Origin of the sequence: Planctomicrobium mucosum, from assembly GCF_051466335.1 — a bacterium.
Lineage (GTDB): Bacteria > Planctomycetota > Planctomycetia > Planctomycetales > Planctomycetaceae > Planctomicrobium.
Genome location: NZ_CP195793.1, coordinates 1,557,797 through 1,584,740, shown reverse-complemented (window position 1 = coordinate 1,584,740; position 26,944 = coordinate 1,557,797). Strand labels below are relative to the sequence as shown.

The window sequence follows — 26,944 nt, the reverse complement described above, 5'->3', positions numbered from 1 at the left end:
CCCTGCTTCACGCCATTGTTCGAAACAGGATTCCCTCGAACTGGTTAGAAATCATTTCTTACACGGATGTATCGAACGGCGTGCTAAGAAAACGTGAACCAATCGATTAGATCAACTGCGACAGATCCCTTACAATGCTCTCATCAGCAGACACCTCTTTGAAAAGGGCAACTATGTCTCAGCCGCTGCATCGTCCACTCGGGTTCCATACGATCACTCCATATCTGATTGTCTCCGATGCTGTGACCCAGATTGAGTTCCTGAAAGCGACATTCGATGCTCAGGAAATCCTGCGGATGCCCAGCCCTTCCGGTGGGGTTGCCCACGCTCAGCTACTCATCGGGGACAGTCCCCTCGAATTGGCTGACGAAACCCCGGTGTGGAATGCGATGCCCGCTTCACTGCACATTTATGTCTCTGACATCGACGAAACGTTCCAGCGGAGTGTGAAAGCGGGAGCTGAAGTACTGCTCGAACCGGAAGACCACTTTTATGGAGAACGCTCGGCTTCCGTCAGGGATCCACTTGGCAATATCTGGCACATTGCCACGAAAACCGAAGATCTAACGCCGGAAGAGCTTCGACGCCGGACGGAGGGGGGCGACAAGCCTTGATCCGCAACTTTCCTTGAGATCCCATCAGCGTTCGCCTCGCCGACCTCCCCCTCGAACTGAAACCGACATCGTGAGCGATTCCGGGACAGTGGAACCGAAATCCACGTCCTTTCGCATTCGCAAGGATACGACTAAGATGTTGGCCCACGACCCCTGATTGAGATTGAGGAATTCATGGCTACACCCCGCGTTTGCGTGCTGCGAGCTCCGGGCACCAATTGTGATCACGAAACAGCATTTGCTTTCGACCAGTCTGGCGGAGCAGCGGATCGGGTGCACCTCTTTCGGATTCTCGAACAGCCGGAACTCCTGAAAGAGTATCAGGTTCTTTGCATTCCCGGCGGATTCAGCTACGGGGATGACGTTGGAGCCGGAGTCGTTTTCGGAGCTCAGCTTCAAAGTCGTCTGACAGACGCAATCGGCGAATTTCTTCAACGAGACACGCTGACACTGGGGATCTGCAACGGCTTTCAAGTCCTGATCAAATCAGGAATTCTCCCAGGTGGTTCAACCACTTGGCCAATCGCCTCCGCTTCCGATCGAGACGCCACACTGACATGGAACTCGAACGGACGGTATACCGATCTGTGGGTGAAGCTGAAGGTTGCATCGAGCGAAAACGTCTTCCTGAAAGGGATCGACACACTCGATTGCCCGATCGCTCATGGTGAAGGACGTTTGGTCGTGAAGGACCCAGCCATCCTCAAAACGTGGGCTGAACAAGGTCAAATCGCACTGCGGTATGCGACCCCGGATGGAGCTGACTCCGGATCCGAACTATTGCCATACCCAATCAACCCGAACGGTTCCATCGACAACATCGCAGGATTGGGTGACCCCACCGGCCGCATTCTCGGTTTGATGCCCCACCCGGAACGATTCCTGTTCGCCACTCAGCATCCACACTGGACCCGCCTTGGCCTCCGAGGTGAGGGAGCAGGCTTCAAGTTGTTCCAGAATGCGATCAATTACTTCAAAGTGTAAGACTCGAAGCAAAGACGAAACGCAGCGTTGAGAACGCTACTTCGTCCAAGTCGATTAAAAAAGATCCCGCTCGATTCACTGAATGGAGCGGGATCTTTTTGTTTCACGTGAGGTAACACTTCTGGACGGCCGCTTTGAGACTGGCCGCCTCGACGAAGTTCATCAGCTGATTGAACTTCGTCGACCGCTTCTCATCACCGGAACGCAAGACTCTCGTGAGCTTTGCTTACGTGAGAACTGCCTCGAGAAGGGATTCTTTCCCGATACGGTGACAGAAATCGCCGAAGGCTTCGTTGTCTTGCCGCTCTGCCTTGAAGCGAGCGAATACGGGAGAAAGAACTGGACCGAGGTCCGCTTCGGGAACCATGTCTTTATACAGGAACGCCAATCGGGTGCCCTGAGCATTGCCCCCCAAGTACAGCGTGTATTTGCCGCGAGCCTTCCCGACCAAACCGATGTCCGGGGTATAAGGACGCGCACAACCGTTTGGACAGCCAGTCATGTGGATCGCAATGCGCTCCCCCTTGATTCCCTGTTCTTCCATCGCCACTTCAATCGCATCGATAATCTGAGGCATGACTCGCTCAGACTCTGTCACCGCCAATCCGCATGTCGGCATTGCTGGGCAGGCGATCGAGTACCGACGAACTAGAGAAATCTCCTCTGGGAACTGGAAGCCGTGGCTTCGGAGAATTGACTCGAAATCGTCTTTCCATTCGGTTTCGATGTCACAGAAAATAATTCCCTGCAACGCTGTCAGTCGGAGTGGCACAGGATACTTCGCCAACAGGGTTCGCAGTCCTTTTTTCAACTGCAGAGGCCCTTCGTCTTTCAATCGGCCGTTCTCGACGTTGACACCGAGGAACCATTTGCCATCACCCTGCTCGTGCCAGCCGACGTGATCGCTCACTTCGTGAATGTCCGCTGGATGTGGCTCTGCGAGTGGGCTGCCGTAGTACTCCGCCACTTTCGCGGAGAACTTTTCCATTCCCCAATTGTGGATGAGATACTTCATACGCGCGAATTTGCGATCTTCGCGATTCCCGAAGTCACGCTGCACTTTGACAACCGCTTCGCAGATATCGAGGACGCGATCCGGCGTGACAAACGTCAAACGCTTTGCGAGTGCAGGAAAGGTGTCTTTCTTGGCTGGGGTCATCCCCTGCCCCCCTCCGACAAGCACATTGTATCCGATGATTTCATCGTTCTCGACGACAGCGATCAGGCCGAGGTCCTGAGTGTAGACGTCGACGCAATTGTCTTCCGGAAGCGCGATCGCCATCTTGAATTTACGGGGAAGATAAGTCTTTCCGTAAATTGGCTCGTCTTTGATTTCGCTGACAAGCTCTTTCTGCTCGCCATCGTTCATCCAGATTTCACAGTAAGAATTCGAGTGTTGGCGGAAGTGGTAGGCCATCGAATCGGCCATCGCCTGCATCTGCTCGTAAACTCGATTGTTTTTGTAGGGAGCCGGGCAGCACATGAAGTTACGGCAGACGTCCCCGCACGCATTCATGGTCGACAGCTTGCTCTCATTGATTTCGCGGATTGTCTTCTGGAGATCCCCCTTCAACACCCCGTGAAGCTGAAACCCCTGACGATCTGTAACACGAACAGTTCCGTTTGCGTATTTGTCGCCCAGATCCAGTTCGGTCAACATCTGAGCTGCGGTCACTTTACCGCCGGGAATGCGACTACGGACCATGAATGAATAGTGCTTCTGGCCGCCGCCTCGTTCATCGCGATTGTCCTGCTGATAGGTTCCGTGAAACTTCAACAGGTTCATGTTCGCATCGTTAAAGCTCACGACTTCGTCGTTGTGCAATTCTTCCTGGATTGACCCTTTCAGAAAATTGCTCTCGGACTTGTAACCTTCGACCTTACTGAGCTTTTCGTTCGACATGACAGCGTCCGTTACTTCTCAAAACAAAACATGTGTTGCGTGAGTCCAGATGACACTCAGACAGTCACGATTGGGGAATTGTTCGACGGATTCCCCGGTTTGAACAAGATGTTCTCAGGAAATTCCCGATTCTGGCAGCACTAAAAAGGCGAGGGTAACAGGATCGGCAGTTGGGTGTCGAGAGTCAACCACTCTCCCCAAATGAACGTCGATTGATACGACCATTCTTTGCCGGTAGGGTTGACGAAGGGAACAAATCGGCGTCTGATGACACTTCCAGAGCCGAATTCTCCCGTAGAGGAACTCGATCGATGATCCGCCGCCTGACCTGCCCGATTTGCGAGAAGGAATTGCCGCTGGAAGTGACCAGCGAATCGGCCCTATTTCCTTTTTGCACCATGAGATGCAAACAGGTCGATCTTCACCGATGGTTTTCAGGCGACTACGCAATCAAAGAAGATCTGACCCCCGAAAAGCTCTTCGAACAACTGGCACAACAGGAGCTGCCGCCCGAGGAAGCCCAGTAATCCCGCTCGGCTCAACTGGCCACGGATTGTATTGAAAGCACGCTCCAGAATGACTCCTGAAGCGTGCTTTTTGATATCTCAGATGTGTTAAGCCACATCTCCAGCTTACACGCGTTCCGCTGCGATGATGTCGTCGTAAGTTTCCCGACGACGAATCACTTTCACAGAACTTCCATCGACCAGAAGTTCTGCGCCACGTGGACGCGAGTTGTAATTGCTGCTCATCGCTGTCCCGTAGGCACCAGCGCTGAAAGTGCACAACAGGTCACCCTGCTCAACAGGTGGCAACCAACGTTGTTTGGCGAGGTAATCGGAAGATTCGCAAATCGGTCCGACCACATCTGTTGGCTCACAACCTTCGAGTTCCGCTTCAAAATCAACTGGAGCAGGCAATGCTGGCTGAACCGGCCAGATCTTATGGAAGGAATCATACATTGCCGGCCGAACGAGGTCGTTCATCGCAGCGTCCTGGATCACGAAATACTTACCGCCTTCTCGTTTCGTGTAGATGACTCGACTGAGAAGAACACCTGCATTTCCGACGATGGAGCGACCTGGCTCCAGTGCGAGGCGACATTCCGCTTCTTTGACAAACGGAACAATCACTTCAGCATACTCTTGAGCTGTCGCAGCCTCGGAACCGCGGTAGTTCAATCCGAAGCCCCCTCCAAGGTTGATCCAGTTCGTTTTGTGACCAGCTTTACGCAGTTCTTTGACAACTGCCAGTGCTTTTTCAGCAGATTGACGATACGGGTCGGTCGTGTTGATCGGCGATCCGATGTGCATGTGAATGCCGCGAAGTTCCAGATGGGGATCCGCCAGAACAAGGGCAGCGAGCGCGTTATGCCGCTCGATATCCATCCCGAACTTGTTCCCCTTTTTACCGGTTGTCGTCTTCGCGTGAGTCTTCCCGTCGACGTCAGGATTCAAACGCAGGGCAACCGGGGCAACGCGGTTCATGGAAGCTGCGACGCGGGAAATGGCTTTGAGTTCCGCTTCGCTTTCCACATTAAACATCAGGATGTTGTTCTCGAGACCTTCTCGCAACTCAGCGTCGGTCTTTCCGACACCAGCGAACACCACTCGAGTTGTGTCCGCTCCAGCTTCCCGAACGCGATAGAGTTCGCCGCCACTCACGACGTCGAAACTACTCCCCTGCTCATTCAGTAGCTTCAGCAACGACAAATTGGAATTTGCTTTGACCGAGTAACAGATTACCGGGTCGACTTCAGCAAATGCCTCTCGCACTGCCTGAAATTCGTATGTCAGCTTCGCCTTCGAGTACACCCACAATGGAGTGCCGTACTCCTGCGCCAAATCGGCCAGTCGCACATCTTCACAGTAAAGTTCACCATCGCGATATTGAAATGCATCCATGAGAATTTGCGTGGAATACTAAAGGCAGAAAATACATGTAAGATCACAAAATATCGAAATTGGCCCCAGGGGGATGCAAATTCAACTTGTATATTTGAAAATGTTACCCAAACTCGTATTTCGTCGATGACAAATCATAGGTCCGGGAGTCCCCCCCCACAATCATTCGAGAGATTCAACGAAATCGATGGAATTGCCCTGTGCCATTCACCGGACTAGACTGGCGACGCCGATATCGCAGAGAGCACAGCAGCAAAAGAGTTAGGCGAATCACGGGGCGGTTTCGTACGCTCAGCTTTGGGTTCGCTTCACCTTGTTGATCGATCCTTCCTCCCCTCGAAATGATCTTTAGTTCCCGATCTGAACGTCACCTAAAAAGGGTAGTCTCTTGGCTGTATTGCTGTTAATGACCGGTGACACTCAGGGAACTCAATTCCCGCTCGTAGCCGAACGGACAATCGTTGGCCGCCATCCGACTTGCCAGGTCGTTCTGAACAGTAACGTTGTCAGCCGGCAACATGCCCAGATTCTGGAAAACCACGGCACGTTCTACATAGAAGATCTCAGTAGCCGAAACGGAACTCTCGTCAATCAGCGTCGCATCACTGGCCGAACAGAGCTGAACGATGGCGATGAAATTCAACTTTGTGACGTTCGACTGAGTTTCAATCAATTCCCTTCCGGGGCCTTTGCCCTTAACGACGGCCAGAAAAGTTCGGACGTCGAGCTGAATGCGAAACCCTCTTCGCACACGTTCGATGCCCTCAAGTCTGAACTCCTGGAAGCGAGTCGCATTCTTGGAGAACCTGCCAACAACGCTTCCGATTTCGATCAGGGGACTGCGATTCGTCGCATGCCTCAGGACGGCACATTCAAATCGACCGTCGACCCGCATGTTCGATTGAAGGCGATTCTTGAGCTGACATACGCTCTGGGAAGAGAGCTACACGTTGAAAAAGTTCTCCCGAAAGTGCTGGTTACGTTGTTCAGCATTTTCCCGCAGGCAGAACAAGGGTTCGTGCTGCTGAAGGACCCGGAAACGGGGCGACTGAAAGTCAAAGCCAGTCGCACACGCGGTGGATCAGAAGCGGAAACAGTGGCGATCAGCATGACGGTCGTCAGGCACGCCCTGCAGACGCGAGAGTCAATTCTCAGCAGAAACGTTTCAGACGATTCTCGATTCAGAAAGAGCACTGCTCTTACGAAAATGCAGATCACGTCCATGATGTGCGTCCCACTGCTCAATCAGGAAAACGAAGGGCTCGGCGTCATTCAGATTGTGACCCGCGATGGTGACCGGGCGTTCTCTGAGGAAGATCTTGATCTCCTCGCCAGTCTCGCGACGCAGGCAAGTATGGCCATCGAAAACGCACGTCTTCACGAAGAGGATGTCCATCGCCGGGAACTCGAACGCGACCTCGAGTTCGCCACACAGGTCCAACTGGGGTTTCTCCCCAAGTCGCGGCCAATCCTGCCAGGCTACTCTTTCCACGATTATTACGAAGCAGCGCTCAGCGTCGGCGGCGACTATTTCGACTATCTGACGCTCGCAGACGGCCGTGTGGCAATGGCGATTGGAGATGTTGCTGGCAAGGGGATGCCGGCCGCACTTCTCATGGCGCGTCTGTACTCCTCGATGCGACTTCAACTTCTCACCAAGAAGACTCTCGAGGAAGCAGTCGCTGGACTCAATGAAGAAATCTCATCCAGCGGACTTGGACACCGATTCATCACATTTCTGGTGATGATCATTGACCCCGTCACTCAAACACTCCAGATTGTCAACGCAGGACACCTCCCTCCACTGCGCCGCAGTGCCGATGGAACCGTCACGCCACTTGCTCGTGAAACTTCCAGTCTTCCACTGGGAATCATGGCCGATTTGACATTTGAGTCTGACACTGTTCCATTCGCCCCCGGCGACACCATCATTGCGTATACAGACGGCGTCACGGAGGCGATGAGTTCTGCCAGAACAATTTACGGCAACGAAAAACTGATTTCGCTCATCGAGAAATGTGACGGAAACATCAGTGAAACTGTCGAAAAGATCATTGAAGACGTCGAAGAATTTACGGGAACCATGACATCACGCGATGACACCTGCATTATTGGAGTACATAGGGCGCAGGTATGATTCCCACGTCGAATGAAGTCTTTGAACTCGGGGGGCTGATCGCCCGTCGATTGCCGCAGTATGAATCGCGGCCTGAGCAAGTTGAAATGGCTGCCGCGGTGGCCGAAGCGATCTCTTCAAGATCACATCTCGTGGTCGAAGCCGGAACTGGAGTCGGAAAGAGCTTCGCGTATCTTGTCCCCTGCATTCTCGCCGCTGCTGAACGCCAGCAATCCGAAAACAAGACTCGTCGGATTGTAATCAGCACGCACACAATCAGTTTGCAGGAACAGCTCATCAGCCGTGATATTCCATTTCTGAATTCTATTCTCCCAGTGGAATTCTCTGCAGTGCTCGTGAAAGGCCGCGGGAATTACATCAGCCTGAGACGACTTCAGGCGGCCCGGGAAAAAGGGCGTTCGCTGTTTGAGAGTGAAGAACAAACTCAGCTAAACGAAATCGCCCAGTGGTCTGAAAACACTTACGACGGTAGCTTGTCCGACCTTGGATTTACCCCGCTGCCACAGGTCTGGGACGAGGTGCGGAGCGAGCACGGAAACTGTCTGGGGAAGAAGTGTCCGACACACAAGGACTGCTTCTATTATCGAGCCCGTCGCCGCGTCTGGAACGCTGACGTCTTAATCGTTAATCACGCGATGTTCTTCGCAGATCTTGCTCTGCGTCGAGAGGGTGCGAGCGTGCTCCCCGACTATGATGTCGCAATCTTTGACGAAGCACACACGCTGGAAGATGTCGCGGCCTCGCACTTGGGAACGACGGTCTCAAACGGGCAGTTCAGCTACCTGTTCAATAAGCTTTACAACGATCGAACACAAAAAGGGCTGCTCGTCCATCACAATCTCGTCGATGCACAAAAGCTCGTCGCGCGACTCAGATTTCTCGTAGACGACCTGTTCGACGATCTCGATCAATGGCGGAACGAGCACGCTTCGCAAAATGGCCGAGTCCGCAAACCGATCGACATCCAAAATAAAGTCACTCCCGACCTGCACGACCTCGCGCTCACCATCCGGACATTCGCTACGGATGTCAAAGATGAGGGTCACCAGATCGACCTGAATTCTTCGGCAGAGCGACTGGATGCACTGGGAATCTCCCTCGGCAATTGGTTGAAACAACGCCACGAAGACTCCGTGTACTGGATCGAAATTCTCGGACAAAAACGACAGACAATCAAACTTGTTTCGTCCCCAATCGACGTTGGAGCAACGCTGCGGGATGAACTGTTTGGACAAGTGCCGACCGTCGTACTCGCCAGTGCCACACTCGCAGTAGGTCAGCGGGACTTCAGCTTTTTCCGCAGCAGGATCGGCCTGACCAAAGCTCATGACCTGAAGCTTGGCTCCCCGTTCGATTACAAAAAGCAGGCGACGATTGTTCTGCCGGACCAGATGCCTGACCCCGGAGAAAATCCGTTCGACTACGAGAACGCGGTCGTCGACCGGATCAAGCAACACGTGGACGACACTGATGGCGGGGTCTTCGTTCTGTTCACAAGCTACAAGATGTTACAGAACTGTTCCCGAAAGCTCTCTTCCTGGTTCAGTTCCAGAAATCAGTTGTTGCTTTGTCAGGGTACAGGACTGCAGCGAGGTGCGTTGCTGAACCAGTTCCGTAAAGATGGAAACGCCGTACTCTTTGGAACGGAATCATTCTGGCAGGGGGTTGATGTCCCCGGTGACGCCCTGAAAAACGTGATCATCACGAAACTCCCGTTCAGCGTCCCTGACCATCCATTACTCGAGGCTCGCGTCGAACGGATTAAAGAAAACGGCGACAATCCATTCACCAAATACCAAGTCCCCGAAGCGGCAATCAAACTGCGCCAAGGATTTGGAAGACTAATCCGCAGTGCGACAGATTCCGGGCAGGTCGTGATCCTCGATCCCCGGGTTCGTACGAAACCCTATGGTCGCATCTTTCTCGAAAGTCTTCCCGACTGCCGACGGGTGATCGCCAGCCGGAACAAATAAAGAGGCCGAATGAATCTCAACATCCGACCTCTTCAGAAATACAACGGTTCAAGGACCAGTGTCACTCAGAAATCGAACTGTGTCCGCAGTGCAAAGATTCCAGTATTCGCGTTGGGTGCTCCCCGAACGTCCTGATGAACATGGATGTAGTTGAACTGCATCTTGGCGTATGCGTTCCAATACCAGTTCAATCCGGCGGTCAGATTCGTCATCAGCGTCGGACTGACACCATTGGGAGGCTGACCGGCGACGAAGTCGTTGGGAGTATCTTTGAGATTGATATAGGACCACCGACCAGCGATCTCCCAAGCCCCCCATCCCGTGGCTCCGAGATTAGACTTTGGGACAACTCGCCCGAACGTTCCGGAACGCTTGTCGTATTTGTGTCGCTCCCCCGTCAGGACGTAACTCGCTTGTGCGTAGGCACCGTGATAGTTCTGGTTACCCATGACTGGGTCCTGCACGATGACATCCATGAACTCACTCTGAACGAGAAAAGACTCATGGGAATAGGCAGCTTCCAGACTGAAAATATTGCTTGCCTTCGCTGTGGTAACGGTGCCCGTACTGGACATTACCGGGGTGTTGATTGCTCCGTCTCCGACTTCACCCATGTTGATGCCAATTTCTGGCAGTGCGCGAAATCCAAAAAAATGAGCTCCGTTCCCAAAACGACCGAACGTGTTGTAACTATACCCAGCCCCCAGATGCAGGTTCTCGTTACTCGACTCGTCGTTGATGGGGTTCACGGTGACACGATAACTGGTTCCGTAGCCGTTGTCTGAATAGGCATTGCCATACATGTCTGTCGGAAATCGATAGACCGAGGCAGCCCACGTCATCGACTCCTCCATCGCCGTATTGAACGCCATCACACCGATTTGACGAAACGGAATGAACGCAAAAATCGAAGGACGTTCCAGGAACACCAGATCCCGAACGCTGTTCATTGCATCCATCATCAACGGCTGCCGAAACTGCCCGATGCGGATGTTTCCAAGCACTGGCACCTGTTGTTGCTCGACGAATACGTCCATAAAGCTGGGACGTCCCAGAAAAGCAAAATCCATCTCCAACATGTAGCCGGTGTTTTCCGCAATCATGCCTCTGCCGGCGAGACGTGCTCGACGAAACCCCGCGTAATCCTGAATGTCGTCATTGTTCAGAATGCTCTGCTCACTCTGATCGAACCAGATGGCATCAATCTGGGCAAAGCCGGTCAGGGCAATTGTTGGATATCGAAGAGCCGACGCACCGCCGGTGACCGCTGCAACCATCGCAGGAATCGAGTGACCGATCGCTGGGGGTGCATCACCCTGCCCGACAGGATCCTGGCCAGAAAGATCATCCGGAGAGACAAACGCTGGATCTGAAAACACCTCTTCGGTCACGACATTGAGGGGTTGCGAAGGTTCTTTTCCCGCTTCGCCGACGTTCACCCCCGGTGGAGGAACGAGCGGCGGATTTAAAGGGGGAGCAATCTCCTGTGCAAAAGTGAGTGAGATGGAGAAGGAAACAACCAAGCTAGCAAGACAGAGAATTTTCCAGTTCATATTCCGCTCTAATATCATCACCCTGCATGGCACGTGATGTTCTCTGATTGAATTCGACCATGTCATTCAACGTTTCCTGCTGGATCGAAATGCAGGAGAGGCTGCAGCGACGAAATCGAATTGGCGGTTGGTAATGCTTGGATGTCATTGGAATTCCTGAGAGCGATAGGAGTTTCCGGGTGAGTTGGATGGAGTTTGGAGATGTCCCAAATTCTCTCCACTACTCTGGACTTCCGAATCACAAATCAGAGGCCACGGCGATGAGTCGAATTGAGGTGCATTGAGAGCAAAGCCAAACCCTCAACTATGGTTATCTGAAAAAACTCTGCCGACTCTGCAGATAATCCAGGCTCAAACCAAAACTTTCCTTAAATCCAGCTAAACCCCCGAGAAACCCTCAAGTCTTAAAACAACAGTGAATTGCGGCGATGGTGAAAACCTCAACAGAATCACCTAAATCCCCATACAAACCGACGCTGCTCGCGGCCATCACGAGCCTGCGTTTGCCGCGGAAAGCGTTTTTAAAAGCAATGGAATCAACCGAGAGAACGCCCGTGCACGGTGACTGAGTTGCTGCTTCACAAGCGGACTCAATTCCCCAAAAGTTCGATGGTACTCACGAACCATAAAATGAGGGTCATAACCGAAACCATTCTCTCCAGCAGGCTGCTCCGCGATAAGCCCTCGACAGGTCGCTTCGATATTCAGACGCACGTTTCCCTGCGGGTCTGATACGGAAATATGACACACATACTCCGCACCACGCTTCTCCAATGGCGTCGAGCGCAACTCTTCAATGAGCTTGGCATTATTGGCGGCGTCAGTCGCATTCTCCCCGCTAAAGCGTGCCGAAAAAATCCCCGGCGCCCCGTTGAGTGCATCCACTCGCAGTCCGCTGTCTTCACCGATCGACCAGCACCCCGTCTGAATCGCGGTTTGCGTCGACTTCTTATCTGCGTTCGCACGAAAGGAGTCACCATCTTCGACGACGTCCTTTGCCTCGGGAAAATCCGAAACCGGTTTCAACGGGATCCCAAATGGAGCCAGCAACGCACGGATCTCAGCACTTTTCTTCAGATTGCGACTTGCCAGGACCACCGTTGGATATCGAGACATATTTCGGTCGCCTTTTGAATGAATGATGTTGAATGAGTTCGTGGGATGTAGAACCGAATGATCGGACCACTTCCCGAAAACCGCAACCATCCAGTGGCGAAACAAAAAACTTCGCCCTGCCGAAGTTCGACAGGACGAAGCATCTTCAACGAGATCGAAACGAAGCTTGATCGCTCAATAATCAGCGAAACAAACCGGTTTCATTACAGGCAGCAAGTTGTCTTAGCGACACAGCATTCTGCGCCGGGAACGCAACATTCCGCTCCTTCAACGCAGCAAGATGGCAATGCCTCGCAGCACGCAGCACCTTCAACACAGCACTCTGCGCCATCGACGCAGCACGCTGGCTTAGCATCACAGCAAGCAGGTTTCACTTCGCAGCAAGATGCCCCAGGAACGCAACATTCTGCACCTTCGACACAGCAGCCAGGCTGGGTCTCACAGCAGGATTTCTTTTCGGTCACTACCGCAGAATTTGCTTGCGAAACTCGAGAAGAAACAACGAACGCCACCAGGCCAACCAGAACAAGAGCCACTGCAGTCATACGAAATACCATGAGTATCCACTCCAAATAGAAAATGGTCGAAAGAATCGTGGCCATAAACGCATACGCCGGCCACGAAGAAATAAATCCGTCAAAAGCAATTAGCAGACGGAATCGACCTTTGGAGGTGGGACTGACGGCTCATCAGAGCGTGAGAAAAAGCATTCATCTACCTGACTCAACAAGCCAGCAGGATGAACCACAAAGACACCTTCACTTGAAGCGATCCACAACGGGACAGCAGTCGAAGGAGCCCGGCAACCATCCGGACAACAGGGGCAGCCTGAATCTGATGACTCTTCCTGAGCAGGAAGGTCGGATTGGCCGCAGCACCCCTTCTTTCGCGAGGAAGCAGGAGCATCAGTCTCAGAACAGCAGCCGCGTTGACAACACGCCGACTCTGTTGCAGCAGGTGCCCGGTTTTCGGTGATCTCACACTTCGACGACACCATCGCCGCTGCACCTTGTGGGATGGCCCCACAAAATACAATGAATGCCAGAGCGATAGTGAACGCGTTTCTCACGCCGCAATGCTACGACCTCACCGACGCAGCGACAAGTAGAATTTTCAAACGCTCCAAGAAATCACAAGAACTGGAAGCGGGACGTTTGACGCTTCGTGGTCCTCAAGATACCCTTCAGCAGAGTTAAGGGTCGCGGCGACGTTGCTGATTAGGCAACTTTTGCCGAACCAAGCCAAACTAGCGAAAAGACAGATTTTCGCGAAAGTTTGCAGCCATGAAAACCGATTCTTAGCAACACCAAGGGCGCAGTAGCCAAGTGGCCTAAGGCGACGGATTGCAAATCCGTTATTTCGTCGGTTCAAATCCGACCTGCGCCTCCTAAGCCCGCGAGTCACAATGACTTGCGGGCTTTTTCTTTTACTATCGGGCAGACATGCCGGACGAGGGGAAACGTCGCCCCACAATAGCTCTACCCACATTTTTCTCTTAGCTTTTTCGCTGCGGATAGTTTTCAACTTTTCAACAACTGAGAAATTCGCATTTCACTCGCAACGACACGTCCGATTGAAGGGAATTATTGACGCTCGATGCGTCACCTGAGGGATGAGAGGAAACTTCAAAATCAGTTTCTCGACCCTCCCCTTTTTGCTATCATCCGCCACCTTGACCCCTTCGCCGCGGAACTTGACTGGTGTCACAAACGCACAAATCCAAGCGACGAGGTGTTACTTCAGGTGTCAAGGTGCCAAACTCACTGAGGCGAAGATACAAAACCCAGTGAATTTCCACTCGGCCGAGTGGCGGAATAGGCAGACGCACAGGACTTAAAACACTTTTGATTGTTTTTTATTCTCAGAAAACGCAGTGTTTTAGGGGGTTTGGTGTGTTGAGATGGCTCAACTTGGTGTCAGATCGTACGCCTTGAGGTGTCAGTGACACCTCAGTCATCGTAAGCTTCAATACTACGATCATCTCCCTTGTGCCCCCTTCTCGGAGCATGCCTCACAGACTTCTTCCACTGCTTGATCTGTTCGTACTTTTCCGAGAAGTCAGGAAGCCGAGTCAGTGACCTTCGGCTGATCCCGCATCGCTCAGCAATGATGCTCAGATTTGTGTGGAGCGGGTCTTGATCATTGAGCAACGCACATGCAAATGCGTCGAGATCATCCTTGGGGACTTTCATGAAGGCCCCAACATTACTGGACGCAGCAATTAATTCGACCGCAACCACTAATCGTTCAGCCAGAATCAAAAATCGACAAAAATCACTTGACGCACCTTCGGTAGGCACCATATTGTTCATAGGTGTTGGACCTTTACTTAGACCGTTTGGAGTCCCAACGCCGCTGGTTCATTCCGCCAAGAATGGACCAGCAACGACAATTGCGGCAGTTTCCCAAAACTGCCTTCCGCCAAATACAAGCCTCATTCGTCCGCCAAGACGTTTGAGGCTTTTTCGTTTCTATGAAAAGGCAAACCCTGCGAAACGTCTGGCTGCACCGCTTCGCAGGGTTGCTATTCCGAGACGAATCTCGGTTACAGATGTACGAGTTGAACATGTGCCCAGCCAGAGCCACCATGCTCGTGAGTAAGTTTTTACAAATGTGACTGAAAAAGTCAACAGCTAGTGAATCACTAGTCAAACCTCGCACAATGTGGATGCGTGCTGTCACCGTTGGTAAAACAATCGAATGAAGAAGAAACCGCTCAAGAAGACAACGACATCGCAAGATCGTGGGGGAATGAGCCTCAACGTGAAGGTGGATGAACGCGAATACTTCCACGAAGCAGCACGTAAAGCTGGTTTCACAAACACCAGCGAATGGATGCTTGTTCTTCTGCGGACCGAGGCTGAGCGACTTCTGAATAGGCCATCTCCGCGACTTATCTTCACCAAGGGCCAACCAGATGAACGGGCAGATTAGCTTCTCGTGCGATGGTTGCGGGTCAAATCTCAAGGCCCCATCGCGAAAAGCTGGCAACTGCTTCCCCTGCCCCAATTGTGCGATGAGCGTCGTGGTCCCTCCAGTCTTCAGGGAATATGTCGCGACCAGTTTGCCGCTCACAAGCCAAAGCCGTAACTCCGGCATTCCGGAGACTGCACCAAAAGACGAACGAGTCTTGGTTAGGCTAAGCCCGACACTACTGGGAGAGAGTCCCTTTGGCTCGTCAGTTGTGATGGCTTTCGCCGCTGGCCTGATTGCACATGGCATCGCGAATTCAATTTCTGCTTGCATTGTGGGAGGGGCGTTAGGAATTTTCATTGCGGCCATCTGCTGGCTAGACAGATCCAGGACAACACTGACTGTCACCAACACAAAGACCATTCTTCAGCGTTCGTTCTTTTCGTTTTCAACGACTGAAGTCCGGCATAGCGACGTCAGAAATATTCAAGTCACTCAGTCTTTAGGACAGAGACTTGCGAACTCTGGAAGAATTAAGCTCTCCACTTCTGGCCAATCCGGATTCGAAATTGAGATCAACGGAATTGACAATCCCATGCATGTAAAAAGCCTAATCGACAAATGCCGTCGGTGAGTTTTGCCAGCCAGGTCACGACTCTTAGCCAGGGCATCTTCGACGCTTTTCCCTCATTCATCGCGAACAATTCGCAGCTCGAATTTTCGATCAGTTCCGACTCCAAGAACACTCTGAGTCGTTGTGACGTTCTCGCGAAAATCAGCCACGTTACACCTGAGAACTGGCACTGACTTCGGTGCATTGACCTGGATTGAAACGCGACCGTTTCTCGTCTTGCGGACTTTGATAGAGATGTCGGACGTGATGTGAATCAACTCATCATTGAAGACTGTTGTAGTGATCATCTGAAAACCTCTAGTTCGTGATGGAAGTTAGAAATAGGCGTGCGTATGCACGGACCCGGAAGATTCAGGAACGAAGCGATAACACCAGCTATCCCATGACGCGAAAACGCAAGTCACGGGACGTGATGGTGTGACGACGTGAATTTCGTGACGACACAGCCTGGAACATCGCCAGCTGCCATAGTCATCAGCAAAGCAAGCTGATGAGCCGCCTCAAAGCAGCCTATCTCGACTGCTGAGTACGTGAACGAAGAGCGTTCCCGTCGCGAGCCGCAGAGGCTTCTGAGCGACAGAAACGTGGGTCAATCTGAAAGAAAACATGATCGTCGATGATCATCGAGTGAATGCCCTTGCCCAATTTCGTGCGTTGCGTCTTTCGCACCTCATTGCGCTGTTGACTGCTCCTTTGCATGTGGTGAACATTACTGTACAACTGAACACTCATCAAGAGCAGTTGCTGGCGTCACTACATCTTGTGTGATCGTTGGCGATGGAACCTCAATTCTTCAGAGTCACTTAAAAAAATATCGGGACAATTACCGCCCACTGATACGTCGACTTTTACGTGAAATTTGGACTAAAAATTCTCTCCGACGGAATTTTCCTGAAAAAACCTCCACGGTCACCTTCGTTTCGCTCACTTCCGCTTACGAAACTCCCACGGCGGCAGCGGCATCGGATCAGCCCACAAACCTCTCTTGGCTTCCTTCGCTTCGACCTGAGCAGCTGCGTACCGCTTCTCTGAGTTGTAATACTCGTAGTGCCACGCCATTCCGCCCGTGATCATCTGCAAGTTAATGTCGACTCCATCGCTCACCAGCGTGCCCAAGATCCGGCGATAGCGATCCTTGCCTGTCACGTGCAGTTGAACGGTCTCACCAAAAACCAAGTCGCTGAGGTGTTGCTTAGCCTGCGATCCAAACGCCTGTTTTCTCTCTGGTGCGTCGATGCCTTCAAGTCGCACTTTGACTTCGGTTCGATCGATCAGAACATTTACGGTGTCGCCATTAGTTACGGCAACGACTTTGCCTTGGTCAACCCGCTCGATCCTTGGAATCTCGCCCGCTGCAAATCCAGTCGTATATGTTTGAATAGCGACCAGTGCCACGAAGAGAAACTTTGCCCGCATCTCGCTTGTCCAAACTCAAAGGGCCAACAAATGAAGCTGCTGAAACCATTTTTAATCGCATATGCAATTGCTGCTGTCACCCACGAGGGACATTCACGCTCACCTCTGTTCATGCAAGCACTGTAAATCTGATGGCACGAGCTGCGTTTGTAAGCATGGATCCAAGAAGCAGTAAGTTCAGATCTGATCTCCGACAAACATCGGCATGCGCTTCTGGCGAGTCATCACTTCATAATAATAAGTTGCAGGCCGTGAAATCGGGTAGGCCGTCCGATCAAGTATTGAGCAACGCATTGCTGACGCTGCGTACCAGAACCCGTTATCGAACGCAAACGTCACGGGGATGACCGCTTCCCGCCCCCCCATTCACCGCCCCGCAGCAGCTCGACACGTCGCCATGGTCGCTCTGCTCCTCAAATATGCTCCATTTCTCGCCCTGAGTCCATAACAGGCTCTACGCTCTGAGGCGTTAAGTCAAACACGACAAGTCAATGGGTTTTCAACAGAGCAAAAGGCGTTTGCCTTGTTGAAAACGTCTCTTGAATGTTCGATTGTGTCGCGCTAAAAGAGGTTGCATGAGCGCGTCATCACCTACAAATATCCTGCTGGAAGTCACTTCACTCTCAATGCGGATCGCCCGCAAGTACGTCGCTCCCTATTCGCACCGCTTCAGTCCCCAGAAGTTTACTCAGGAGCAGCTTCTCACCTGCCTGATTCTGCGGGCGTATCTGAAGGCAACCTACCGGGGTGTGATCGAGGTTCTGGAAGTCTCCAGTGACCTGCGTGACCGTCTGGGGCCAAAGTCCTTGCCGCATGATTCGACGCTGAAGAAGTTCGCTGACCGCTCCAGCGTGCTGGAGATTGTCGATACCATGCTGCATGAACTGGTCCAGAAGTTTGCACTGGATGCAGAAGAAGCCGCCATCGATTCCACAGGCATGGAGACCAGTTCAGCCAGTGCTCATTTCCAGTCCCGCAGCGGAAAACAGCGGACGAAACACGTGAAACTCTCGGTCTGTGTCCTGGCTGGATCTTTGATTCCCAGCGGACTGGCGGTGAGTTGGGGGCCGTGCAATGAAAAAGCGGAAGCCGCTGAAGTCCTGTCCAAGGCGGCCACGAGTTCTCAGCCGAAAACTCTCTTTGCCGATGCAGGATACGATGCCGAATGGGTCCATTGGTTCTGCCGGGAGGATTGGCAGGTGGACAGCGTGATCAACCCTGCTGTGCACCGAACGGATGGTGGGCTCAATGAAATGTATCGCTCCGAAATGACTGCAGACACACTCAAGGAGAAAGGCTACGGCAGACGCTGGCTGGTGGAATCGTACATGAGTGGCCGCAAAAGCACGCCAGGAGGCACAGGAAAAGGCCCGGATCGAAGCTGAAGAAAAGGCTAAACGGGACGCTGATGAAGCTGAGAAGGCAAAGGCTGCCAAGGCTCAAAAAGACAAAGAGATTGCTGAGCAGGCCGAGCGGGATCGACTGCACCGGGAAGCTGTGCGACCGGACATCGAGAAGTTGACTGCCATTGCAGATGCGATCCACGCCATTAACGCTCCAGAGGTTTCAAATGCCGCATCCGAAACGCTGTTCCTGATTATGGACGCGATCAACGACTGCGAGCAGAAGGTGCGGAAAATTATCCAGAGATCACAGGGAATCGCGGCCTGAAAAGTCCTGTCGGCGTTGGCCCGCACTGACAGGTTGCTGCCGGGGGAGGAAGGCACGCCAAACTCGGCAGCGTTTTAAGAACATTGGAATCTCAGATGAGCAATGAACACATCGACATGAACGGAAATCTCCTTAACCATTCCTTCTTTTTGATCAGTGAGAATAGAACGTGCAGAGGGCCAAGACACTGATTCAACCATGTGCGTCAAGACGCACCCTACATGACTATCAATTTTCGGTCTCATTGGAGCCGAAAATTGAACTATCTCGTTCCTTTTGATGTGTCTTGACGCACCGTACCATTACTGCCAGTGGCGTCCAAAAACGACTACCTCAACTAAGGCGCCCAAAACAGCTATGCGTGTTTTAAGGATAGAGCGGCAACAATAACACCAAACGACACAGAAGGTCCATAAACATACAGATTAGACTCCAGTGAATTTGGGTTATAAGGATTGAACAATATGAGCGGAACCGCAACAAATATAGCTGTGACCAAAAATGCAAAAAACACTCTAAACGCTTTTGTTACCATGCCGCTAATCCTCGGATTTTCTTCATAAACATCTAGCAGCCCGTTGAAAATTGTCGTTTCGCTTGACGGGCCTGGTAGACTTCCGACGGTTGCGGTTTCGAGTGTTCTGGGAGGGTGGTCGATGGCGTTGGGGAAGCGGGAACAGTCGCGGCAGCAGGAGTTCTGGATGCCCACAGCCAGCCTCTCTGCAGGGCCGGGGCATGTCTTCTACGACAAACTCAATCAGGTCCTGGCCAAAGCGGGGTTCGACAAGGTCCTCGAAGAGCTCTGCTCGCCCGTCTACGCCAGCACGGGGCGTTCCTCGATCCCGCCGGGTGTTTACTTCCGCATGCTCATGATCGGGTATCTGGAAGGCATCGACTCCCAGCGAGGTATCGCCTGGCGATGTGAAGACTCGTTGTCGCTGCGAAGATTTCTTGGCATCCCGCTGGGGAAAGAGACTCCCGATCACAGCAGCCTCACCCGCATTCGTGACCGCCTGCCGCTGGAGATTCATGAGCAGGTCTTTGAGCAAGTCCTCTCGATCATCGATGAACACGGGCTGCTCAAGCTCAAGGCCGTCGGTGTCGATTCGACGCTGCTGGAAGCCAACGCGGCCATGAAGACGATCGTCCGCCAGGACTCCGGAGAAGACTGGAAGTCGTACCTCAAGCGGCTGATGCAGGAACAGGGACTCATCGAGGAAGGAGAGAACCCCAGCGATGAAGACCTCCGCAAGTTCGACAAAACCCGGGCCAAACAGGGGAAGAAGAAGGTCTCCAACGAGGAATGGGAGTCTCCCACCGATCCGGCTGCCCGCATCGTGAAGATGAAAGACGGCCGGACACACCTGGGCTACAAAGCGGAGCATGTGATCGATCTGGAGAATGAAGTCATCCTGTCAGCCACAGTGTGTCACGGGACAGCGAGTGACCCCCATACCCTCCTGGAGAGTGTGGTGAATGCTCAGCGAAACGTGATCCTCGCAGGCAGTCCCGAAGAGATCGAAGAGGTGGCTGCCGACAAGGGGTATCACAAGAACGAAACGATCACGCAGGCCACGCAGCTGGGACTCAGAACGTACATCCCCGAACCGAATTTAGTGCATGACCGAAGGTGGACCGACAAGCCGGATGACGTCAAACAAGCTGTCATGAACAACCGTCAACGAACGAGTCGATCCAAAGGGAAAGACCTGCAGAAGCAGCGGAGCGAAAAAGTGGAACGCAGCTTCGCCCACGTGTGTGAGACCGGCGGAGCCAGACGAACGTGGTTGCGAGGCATTGAGAAGATCAACAAGCGTTACCAGATCGTGGCGGCAGCGAGGAACCTGGGTCTCTTGATGCGGAAGGTGTTCGGGATCGGCAAGCCGCGAAGCCTGCAGGGGGGGATAGAGGGTTTTTTGGCTGTTTTTTGGGCAATTTTGATGGCTCTGAAGGTCGCCTGGAGCTTCCGTATCAGGTTCAGAGACCACCCCGAGCCCCGAACTCTTCCGGCAACGAAAAATCCCGCCCGCCCACACCCCATCCAGCCGTTTAACAAAATCAACCTAATTTCAACGGGCTGTTAAGCCAAACGGTGGGATTACAACCCACAGATTGTAGTAGTCGTAAAATGTCCATTTCACTGAACATTTCCACGACCTGAAGCATCCTGATTCGCCTTTAACTTCATGCGACAATTCACAGGTCGCATTCCAGTAGACATAGTATTTACCAAACGCAAGTCCAAGATTTGTGGATAATACGTCATTTCGAATTGGCTGCATTAATTCTGCGCCGCACGATTTAAATTGTGTCGAAGTGTCGCAAGTGCTTGTAGGTGACATTGCCATCGCTTGCTGCTTTAGTTGCCCACGAATTGCATCTGCCACTGCAATTCTTCCCGGTTCATTTGCAATATCCAGCAATAACTGCCCGCTCACAACTACGCCTTCTTCAACGCCGGAATAATACCCTGGCCTGATTCCGCCTGCAAAATCACCGCCCAAGTAGAAATCATACAAGTTGAGGTGAGCTATGTTTGCATTTAAGGTGCCTGTGGGGTATGCACTCCAGTCTACCGCCCAAATTGGAGTACCGTCTGGGAGATTGCTAAAGCAATTTGCCTCCAGGCCTGAAGGGTCGAGTTGACTTGGCACGAAGTAGGCCCCGTACAAGTTCATGCCATCCACAAACCCGAGTGGATCGTAGCTGGTCCATCTTCCGGTTGTCGGTTGGTAGTGCCGTGGCCTGATGTAGTAGAGGCTGGTGGCGGTGTCTTTGTAGTACCCCCAGGCGCCGGTCCACTGGAACGGATTAACTGAACTGCCCGTCTGGGCAAGGGTTTCGCCCCAGGCATTATATTGGTAGGTGTCAGTGACTATCTGGCTGGCATCGGTGAGCTGGACGGTACTTCCCAGATAGTCCTGCTGGTAGTAGTTTGGCTGCCAGAGACCCCCATTGAACCGGTACTGGCTGATTAGATTTTCATAGGAGTTGGTTCCTGTTTCTACTCGCGAGCAGTCAGGTCCAACTCAAGTCAAACAGTGGCACATTCCAATTCGGTACTGGGCTCTCAAGTAAAATCCAATCAATCTGAACAAGAGGATAAAAAACAAGGCAACACAAGTAGTGTGCAAGTGCTCCAGCACCATTCGATACATTGAAGAAATAGTATCCTTCAACTTCATAACCAGCAGAATGATGCATTCCAACTCGCGAAAGAAAGATATACACAATCACATACAGGGCAATGCAAATTAAATATTTCTTGTTCATTAACATGTCCATCACGGTAGACCAATAAAACTGACGATCTATTGGAGAACACTATTTCAAGAACTGGGCCTCGATAATAGCCTCGCTTCTCGGATCAGGGGCAATGAGCGACGACTTACGTTTATCCCCTCCTTTCCCTAACGATCGGCAAATCGCGTCGCATGCAGTGCTTGAAAAGTTGGCACCTATCTGGCCAGATGCTTTTATTCCAAGTAGCATTTGCAGAGGACCTGTCCCAGCGTCAACGTACCCGTGAGTGTGATAGTGACCCGAGATGCCACCAATTGCATGCAATCCAACTTCATGTGCAATAGTAGCGGCAATAGCCAAATCATAGTCTTTCCCGGAGTTATCTGATTTATTCTTTATGATAGTTGGAGATATATTTACATCAATATTTTTACTCCCAGTCACTCCAGGGGAGTTTTTATTTGTATCTTTCAGGTACACACCATATCCACTTGAGACTGATCCGAGTGGAAACGCATCTAGTTTTGTTGCTGTTGTCTTAATCCAAATGACTCGGATGGGATCAACAGGTCCTTGACATTCGACGCAAGGCTGACACTGAGTTCCGACACAGTTTAAGAGACACTCGGCGAAAATCCTGTGAACTTCGTCTTTTACTTGATCGTTCAACGAGAAGCTTGTTGTGTTATAATAGATATAGATAATTGGGATTGTGGAAAGTCCACTTGAATCCACCTCATTCGGCACAAAGTAGGCTCGGTACAGGTTCATGCCATCGACGAATCCGGCGGGATCGATTGTGGTCCAGCGGCCGGTTCGAGGCATGTAAATACGGGCGCGGATGTAGATCCGGCCGGTATCAGAATCGGTGAAGTAGCCCCAGGATCCGCCGAACTGGAAGGGATTTCGTGTCGTCCCTGATCTGGCAAGCAGCTCACCAAAAGCATTGTATTGATAGGTGTCTGTGACATTCTGGCTGGCGTCGGTCAGCTCAGTGGTATTGCCGAGACTCTCGTCTTGAAAATAGCTTGGAACCCAGACACTTCCATTATACCGGTATTGAGACACCGTGCCGCCGTAAGTTGTCGGCTCTTGAGTGAAAACTGCAGTGATGACATTGCTGTTGTCCGTCTCCAACAGGTACGCCTGACTATCCCAGAGGAACTTTGTCATACCGCTACTGTCTTGCAGTAGAACTCGCAGCCCATCGGGATCGTACGCCATGGTATTTCGAATGCCGCCAGAAAGCTGGATCAGAGTTTGGCGATTTTCATAGTCATAAGTCCCGGTGGTCCGCGAACCGCTTGGCTCCAGCATGACAGTGAGGTTTCCACTGGCGTCGTACGTTGAGGTGGTTCGCCCGGAGGGACTTACGCTGACGGTCAGCTGATTGGCTGCATCGTACGTGCTGGTGGTGAGTGTGCCGTTTTCGTTCTTCACCAGCCGGTTGCCGGTGGCGTCGTAGGTGTAGGTGTTCCGGTAAGAGATCCCGGCATCGAGTGTGCTCCATTCATCGGCTGACAGGGTGTCCCAATCATCAGGAGTGAGGCCAGACAAGCTGAGAGCGGGAGAACTTCGATCCTCACCGGTCAGTCGATCAATGGCATCATATGAATAGGACGTGACGCTGCCGGAAGCTTCGGTGATCGTCTTTCTGTTCCCGGCTGCATCGAATGTGTAGTCGAACTTCGAAATGGTTGAATTGTCCGACTTCAGGTTCGCGATTCGCTTTTGCTGGTTGGCAGCATCGTACAGATACGTCGCCCGGGTGCCGTTCGCCAGTTCCTTCAGCGTTCTGCGTCCAGCATTGTCATAGCTGAAGGATGTCCTGCCGTTTTGCGGGTTGCGGAGGGTCTTCAGCTGATTGTTGGCATCGTAAGAGTAAGTGAACACCCCTCCACTGGCGACATTCAGCTGAGTCCGGCGACTGTTGGCATCGTACGAATAGGTCACCCGCTTGCCGACTGGTGTCACCTGCGCACGTTTCCGTTGCAGTGTGTCAAACGTCGTCGTGTATCGTCCGGTGGCATTAGCACTCATCGTCCGCGCTCCCATCGCATTATACACAAACGTCGTGCGGGAACCATCCGGGTAGAGCTGATGGATCAGTTGGTGATTTGGATCGTAGGCGTAAGTCGTTCGGAACCCTCGGGCGTCTGTGCGGGTCTGCACGTTCCCATCTGCATTGTAGGTGAACGTTACCCGCCGATTGAGAGGATCGATCTGACGAGTCTGCTGACCGGCAACATCATAGGTGGAGGTATACCGGTTTCCCCGTTCATCGATCTTCGCGATCGTCTGCCCAGCGGCATCAAACACATTGGTTGTGCGGAAATTGAGAGCATTGACCGTGGCCTGCTGTCGTCCGTTCAGGTCGTAGACGGCCGTTGAGCGATTTCCGTTGGGATTGATCGTCGCTATGGTGCGGGATTTGTCGTAGACCGTCGTTGTGCGAGCACCGAGAGGATTGATTTGGGCCAAAGGTCGGCCAGCGGCATCGAAGACATTGGTGCTCCGGTTCCCGAGAGGATTGACAATCGCCACTTGCTGACCAGCGGCGTTATAGACCAGCGTAGTTCTCTGCCCCAGTGGAGCAAGGTTGGCGACCACGTCGCTGGCGGTGTTGTAAACGGTCGTTGAACGGGTTCCCAGTGGGCTGATTTGAGCGGTTGCCCTTCCAGCGGCATCATAGACCGTCGTGCTTCGTCCACCGATGGCATTGACCTGAGCGGTCATTCGACCGGCAGCGTCATAGACCATTGTCGTCCGGTTGCCAAGCGGATTGATGCTGGCGATAACCTGCTGATTGGCGTTATAGACCGTGGTCGTCCGGTAGTTGAGGGGGTCGATCCGGGCAATGGGCTGGCTGAGGGCGTTGTACACGGTGGTCGTGCGGTGGCCCAAGGTATCGCTTGTTGCAATCTGTCGATTGGCGTTGTCGTAGATGTTCGTGCTGCGATTGCCCAGAGGATTGATAGACGCAATCACATCGTTGTTCGCATTGTAGACCAGCGTCGTTCGGGCCAGCAGCGGATTGATCGAAGCGAGGGTACGTCCATTGGTATCGTAGACTGTGGTGCTAATGTTCCCCAGCGGGTCTTTCGTCGCGATGCGCTGATTGGCCAGGTTATAGCTGAAGCTGGTCCGCTGGCCAAAGGGGTCGATCGCCGCCACTTGTCGACCGAGTGAGTAGATATTGGTGGTGCGATACCCCGCAGGGTTGATCGTGGAAAGTTGCCGACAACCGGCATCATACGTGTAGCTGGTACGCGCTCCAGTGGGGGCGACATTCGCCAAGATGCGATTGGAGAGATCGTACAACACGGTCGTTCGACGGTTGAGCGGATCTTGTGTAACAGTTCGCTGACCGTTCACATAGGTGTAGCTGGTGCGGTTTCCCAACGGGTCGACCGTGGCAATCACCTGCGAGAGTGCATTGTAGAGCATAGTCGTCCGCTGGCCAAGCGGATTCACAGTGGCGATCGTCTGTCCTGCGCCATTATAGATGTAGCTGGTCCGATCCCCCAGCGGATTGACTTCCGAGATGACAGTTCCATTTCCATCACGGACCAGAGTCGTTCGCTGACCAAGTGGATTCACAGTGGCAACGTGTCGCTCGTTCACGTCGTAAACATAAGTGGTGCGACCGACCGGGGATCGCATGGTTTCGATTCGACGGACGTTTTGAGAGAACGTCTTGTACGTGTAAGTTGTGCGACCACCCAATGGCGGAATTTCAGCGGTCAGTAGTTGGCGGTCGTATGTCCATGTGGTGCGGTTTCCGAGTGGCTCGATTTCGCCGACCTGATTGCGCATGGCGTCGTAGATCTTAGTGGTCACCTGCCCCAATGGGTTGGTGACCTCCGTCACCGCCCCGCTGACATAGTTGTATGTGGTGATCCCACCGTTAGGCGACTGGACACGGTTGCAGAGCCCGTTCGCATCCCATCCATAGGTAGTACGCAGGCCGTCCGGAGCGATAACGGATTTGATGCGGCTGTTGGCGTCGTACTGGTATTGAGTCTGGCAGAGTTCGGGAGTTGTTGCGGACTGCAGTAGTCCTCCCGCGCTGAATGCGTAGGCTGTCGTCCTGCCATAGGGATCTGTGATGCCGGAGAGGTTGCCGTTGCCATCGTACGCGTAGGTGGTCACCTGACTGACCGGGTTAGTGATGGTCGTGTTACCGACATTGCGGGTAATTGTCCAGGTGCCCGGCTGAGGGATCGTTTTCCGAATGCGAAAGATCTTGCCGGGGTGCGACGGCGCCGTGGATGAATTGTAGTCGTGCTGGGTCCCATCCGCCTGCGTCTCGGTGAACGTACCGTCGTCATTTTGAACTAGCGAGCAAAGATTGTTTCCGACGGAGTGGTACATGTAGACCGGTGTGGCAAAGAATGACGACAAACTCCCTGTCATCTCGCCACCCAGAGAGTCCGCAATCTCCTCTTTACAATAGTATCGATGAATGCCGCAGTCGCATTTGTTAACGGAGGCGTCAAGGCCATCAACAGCGACGTGTTCGTCCAACAACGTAGATGTGCAGGTACCTGAGTTACTGGAAACACTACTGATCCCCGCTTCACTTCCCCCTGAGCTGCTGCCTGGGGCAGCAGCGTTCATATTCACGCTCCCGTTATCCGTGACTGAGCAATCACCAGTGCCGCAGCCGTTTGAGAGACAAGGGCAACAGGCGATTTCCAACATATTGCCAGGACTGCCCTCCGAAGACGGCGGAGGAGTCTGAGGGGGCGGGCAGGTGCCAGGCGTGTTCTGCAAACAAATTGCATTAACACTTTCTGCCGACACTTTGGGAATTCCTGTAACGGTTACTGTTGCATTTGAAGGGTTGCAGCTAGTTCCAGAAATTCCTGATACATTTGTTA

The 26,944-nt window shown here is 52.6% G+C and carries 20 protein-coding genes, 1 tRNA gene and 1 pseudogene; 12 read left to right on the top strand and 10 right to left on the bottom strand.

Annotated elements, in window-relative coordinates; all coding sequences use genetic code 11:
- The first annotated feature begins 173 nt into the window (after window positions 1-173).
- Together SH668x_RS06550 and purQ are read left to right on the top strand one after the other, a co-directional pair.
- On the top strand, window positions 174-614 hold the full coding sequence (locus tag SH668x_RS06550) for a VOC family protein (protein ID WP_437187897.1): 441 nt from the start codon (window positions 174-176) through the stop codon (window positions 612-614).
- 174 nt (window positions 615-788) lie between these two features.
- The gene (gene purQ / locus SH668x_RS06545; RefSeq protein ID WP_437187896.1) at window positions 789-1,598 is read left to right on the top strand and encodes a phosphoribosylformylglycinamidine synthase I; all 810 of its coding nucleotides are present in this window, start codon (window positions 789-791) and stop codon (window positions 1,596-1,598) included.
- A 226-nt stretch (window positions 1,599-1,824) separates the two neighbouring features.
- Here purQ and SH668x_RS06540 read toward each other — a convergent pair whose 3' ends face one another.
- On the bottom strand, window positions 1,825-3,501 hold the full coding sequence (locus tag SH668x_RS06540; RefSeq protein WP_437187895.1) for an NADPH-dependent assimilatory sulfite reductase hemoprotein subunit: 1,677 nt from the start codon (window positions 3,499-3,501) through the stop codon (window positions 1,825-1,827).
- Between the two features lie 311 nt (window positions 3,502-3,812).
- Between SH668x_RS06540 and SH668x_RS06535 the strand changes: the two genes are divergently transcribed.
- Window positions 3,813-4,028, top strand: a complete 216-nt coding sequence (locus SH668x_RS06535) for a DNA gyrase inhibitor YacG (RefSeq protein WP_437187894.1) — start codon at window positions 3,813-3,815, stop codon at window positions 4,026-4,028.
- A 105-nt stretch (window positions 4,029-4,133) separates the two neighbouring features.
- On the opposite strand, the gene lysA is transcribed toward SH668x_RS06535, so the two are convergent.
- Window positions 4,134-5,405 (bottom strand): diaminopimelate decarboxylase, encoded by a 1,272-nt coding sequence (gene lysA / locus SH668x_RS06530; protein WP_437187893.1) that lies wholly within the window; start codon window positions 5,403-5,405, stop codon window positions 4,134-4,136.
- 388 nt (window positions 5,406-5,793) lie between these two features.
- Here lysA and SH668x_RS06525 point away from each other — a divergent pair, with 388 nt between their 5' ends.
- Both SH668x_RS06525 and SH668x_RS06520 read left to right on the top strand, forming a co-directional pair.
- On the top strand, window positions 5,794-7,542 hold the full coding sequence (locus tag SH668x_RS06525; protein WP_437187892.1) for a SpoIIE family protein phosphatase: 1,749 nt from the start codon (window positions 5,794-5,796) through the stop codon (window positions 7,540-7,542).
- Complete coding sequence (locus SH668x_RS06520; RefSeq protein WP_437187891.1) at window positions 7,539-9,515, top strand: ATP-dependent DNA helicase; 1,977 nt, start codon at window positions 7,539-7,541, stop codon at window positions 9,513-9,515. The genes SH668x_RS06525 and SH668x_RS06520 overlap by 4 nt, the downstream gene beginning before the upstream one ends.
- Before the next feature lie 65 nt (window positions 9,516-9,580).
- On the opposite strand, the gene SH668x_RS06515 is transcribed toward SH668x_RS06520, so the two are convergent.
- Window positions 9,581-11,068, bottom strand: a complete 1,488-nt coding sequence (locus SH668x_RS06515; protein WP_437187890.1) for an OprO/OprP family phosphate-selective porin — start codon at window positions 11,066-11,068, stop codon at window positions 9,581-9,583.
- 489 nt (window positions 11,069-11,557) lie between these two features.
- Window positions 11,558-12,184 carry a non-canonical purine NTP pyrophosphatase gene (locus SH668x_RS06510; RefSeq protein ID WP_437187889.1) on the bottom strand — a complete coding sequence of 209 codons (627 nt, stop codon included), beginning with the start codon at window positions 12,182-12,184 and terminating at the stop codon, window positions 11,558-11,560.
- A 1,052-nt stretch (window positions 12,185-13,236) separates the two neighbouring features.
- Between SH668x_RS06510 and SH668x_RS06505 the strand changes: the two genes are divergently transcribed.
- The gene (locus SH668x_RS06505; RefSeq protein ID WP_437187888.1) at window positions 13,237-13,380 is read left to right on the top strand and encodes a hypothetical protein; all 144 of its coding nucleotides are present in this window, start codon (window positions 13,237-13,239) and stop codon (window positions 13,378-13,380) included.
- Between the two features lie 115 nt (window positions 13,381-13,495).
- A tRNA-Cys gene (locus SH668x_RS06500) sits at window positions 13,496-13,570 on the top strand.
- A 563-nt stretch (window positions 13,571-14,133) separates the two neighbouring features.
- On the opposite strand, the gene SH668x_RS06495 is transcribed toward SH668x_RS06500, so the two are convergent.
- Window positions 14,134-14,376, bottom strand: coding sequence for a hypothetical protein (locus SH668x_RS06495; RefSeq protein ID WP_437187887.1), 243 nt, complete (start codon window positions 14,374-14,376; stop codon window positions 14,134-14,136).
- A gap of 508 nt (window positions 14,377-14,884) precedes the next feature.
- Between SH668x_RS06495 and SH668x_RS06490 the strand changes: the two genes are divergently transcribed.
- Both SH668x_RS06490 and SH668x_RS06485 read left to right on the top strand, forming a co-directional pair.
- Complete coding sequence (locus SH668x_RS06490) at window positions 14,885-15,118, top strand: hypothetical protein (protein WP_437187886.1); 234 nt, start codon at window positions 14,885-14,887, stop codon at window positions 15,116-15,118.
- Window positions 15,102-15,731: a PH domain-containing protein gene (locus SH668x_RS06485; RefSeq protein WP_437187885.1), complete on the top strand. Its 630-nt coding sequence runs from the start codon at window positions 15,102-15,104 to the stop codon at window positions 15,729-15,731. Before SH668x_RS06490 ends, SH668x_RS06485 begins: the two co-directional genes overlap by 17 nt.
- A 53-nt stretch (window positions 15,732-15,784) precedes the next feature.
- On the opposite strand, the gene SH668x_RS06480 is transcribed toward SH668x_RS06485, so the two are convergent.
- Both SH668x_RS06480 and SH668x_RS06475 read right to left on the bottom strand, forming a co-directional pair.
- Window positions 15,785-16,018, bottom strand: coding sequence for a carbon storage regulator (locus SH668x_RS06480; RefSeq protein ID WP_437187884.1), 234 nt, complete (start codon window positions 16,016-16,018; stop codon window positions 15,785-15,787).
- Window positions 16,019-16,655: 637 nt separating this feature from the next.
- Window positions 16,656-17,147: a thermonuclease family protein gene (locus SH668x_RS06475; RefSeq protein ID WP_437187883.1), complete on the bottom strand. Its 492-nt coding sequence runs from the start codon at window positions 17,145-17,147 to the stop codon at window positions 16,656-16,658.
- 575 nt (window positions 17,148-17,722) lie between these two features.
- Between SH668x_RS06475 and SH668x_RS06470 the strand changes: the two genes are divergently transcribed.
- From SH668x_RS06470 to SH668x_RS06460, 3 genes are all read left to right on the top strand, one after another.
- On the top strand, window positions 17,723-18,532 hold the full coding sequence (locus tag SH668x_RS06470) for a transposase (protein WP_437187882.1): 810 nt from the start codon (window positions 17,723-17,725) through the stop codon (window positions 18,530-18,532).
- Window positions 18,480-18,818 carry a hypothetical protein gene (locus SH668x_RS06465; RefSeq protein WP_437187881.1) on the top strand — a complete coding sequence of 113 codons (339 nt, stop codon included), beginning with the start codon at window positions 18,480-18,482 and terminating at the stop codon, window positions 18,816-18,818. The genes SH668x_RS06470 and SH668x_RS06465 overlap by 53 nt, the downstream gene beginning before the upstream one ends.
- A 701-nt stretch (window positions 18,819-19,519) precedes the next feature.
- The gene (locus tag SH668x_RS06460) at window positions 19,520-20,902 is read left to right on the top strand and encodes a transposase (protein ID WP_437187880.1); all 1,383 of its coding nucleotides are present in this window, start codon (window positions 19,520-19,522) and stop codon (window positions 20,900-20,902) included.
- On the opposite strand, the gene SH668x_RS06455 is transcribed toward SH668x_RS06460, so the two are convergent.
- The 3 genes and pseudogenes from SH668x_RS06455 to SH668x_RS06445 all read right to left on the bottom strand — a co-directional run bounded on the left by SH668x_RS06455 (window position 20,888) and on the right by SH668x_RS06445 (window position 26,681).
- Window positions 20,888-21,472 carry a hypothetical protein gene (locus tag SH668x_RS06455; protein ID WP_437187879.1) on the bottom strand — a complete coding sequence of 195 codons (585 nt, stop codon included), beginning with the start codon at window positions 21,470-21,472 and terminating at the stop codon, window positions 20,888-20,890. The genes SH668x_RS06460 and SH668x_RS06455 overlap by 15 nt on opposite strands.
- A gap of 18 nt (window positions 21,473-21,490) precedes the next feature.
- Window positions 21,491-21,697: pseudogene (locus tag SH668x_RS06450) on the bottom strand (RHS repeat-associated core domain-containing protein); the annotation flags it as partial.
- Window positions 21,698-22,142: 445 nt separating this feature from the next.
- Complete coding sequence (locus tag SH668x_RS06445; RefSeq protein ID WP_437187878.1) at window positions 22,143-26,681, bottom strand: RHS repeat-associated core domain-containing protein; 4,539 nt, start codon at window positions 26,679-26,681, stop codon at window positions 22,143-22,145.
- Between the last annotated feature and the right edge of the window lie 263 nt (window positions 26,682-26,944).

Coding starts and splice junctions, on each gene's coding strand:
- SH668x_RS06495 (WP_437187887.1), bottom strand. CDS start 14,376: ATGAAAGTCCCCAAGGATGATCTCGACGCATTTGCATGTGCGTTGCTC.
- SH668x_RS06475 (WP_437187883.1), bottom strand. CDS start 17,147: ATGCGGGCAAAGTTTCTCTTCGTGGCACTGGTCGCTATTCAAACATAT.
- SH668x_RS06515 (WP_437187890.1), bottom strand. CDS start 11,068: ATGAACTGGAAAATTCTCTGTCTTGCTAGCTTGGTTGTTTCCTTCTCC.
- SH668x_RS06470 (WP_437187882.1), top strand. CDS start 17,723: ATGAGCGCGTCATCACCTACAAATATCCTGCTGGAAGTCACTTCACTC.
- SH668x_RS06490 (WP_437187886.1), top strand. CDS start 14,885: ATGAAGAAGAAACCGCTCAAGAAGACAACGACATCGCAAGATCGTGGG.
- SH668x_RS06535 (WP_437187894.1), top strand. CDS start 3,813: ATGATCCGCCGCCTGACCTGCCCGATTTGCGAGAAGGAATTGCCGCTG.
- SH668x_RS06485 (WP_437187885.1), top strand. CDS start 15,102: ATGAACGGGCAGATTAGCTTCTCGTGCGATGGTTGCGGGTCAAATCTC.
- SH668x_RS06445 (WP_437187878.1), bottom strand. CDS start 26,681: ATGAACGCTGCTGCCCCAGGCAGCAGCTCAGGGGGAAGTGAAGCGGGG.
- SH668x_RS06460 (WP_437187880.1), top strand. CDS start 19,520: ATGCCCACAGCCAGCCTCTCTGCAGGGCCGGGGCATGTCTTCTACGAC.
- lysA (WP_437187893.1), bottom strand. CDS start 5,405: ATGGATGCATTTCAATATCGCGATGGTGAACTTTACTGTGAAGATGTG.
- SH668x_RS06550 (WP_437187897.1), top strand. CDS start 174: ATGTCTCAGCCGCTGCATCGTCCACTCGGGTTCCATACGATCACTCCA.
- purQ (WP_437187896.1), top strand. CDS start 789: ATGGCTACACCCCGCGTTTGCGTGCTGCGAGCTCCGGGCACCAATTGT.
- SH668x_RS06510 (WP_437187889.1), bottom strand. CDS start 12,184: ATGTCTCGATATCCAACGGTGGTCCTGGCAAGTCGCAATCTGAAGAAA.
- SH668x_RS06520 (WP_437187891.1), top strand. CDS start 7,539: ATGATTCCCACGTCGAATGAAGTCTTTGAACTCGGGGGGCTGATCGCC.
- SH668x_RS06480 (WP_437187884.1), bottom strand. CDS start 16,018: ATGATCACTACAACAGTCTTCAATGATGAGTTGATTCACATCACGTCC.
- SH668x_RS06540 (WP_437187895.1), bottom strand. CDS start 3,501: ATGTCGAACGAAAAGCTCAGTAAGGTCGAAGGTTACAAGTCCGAGAGC.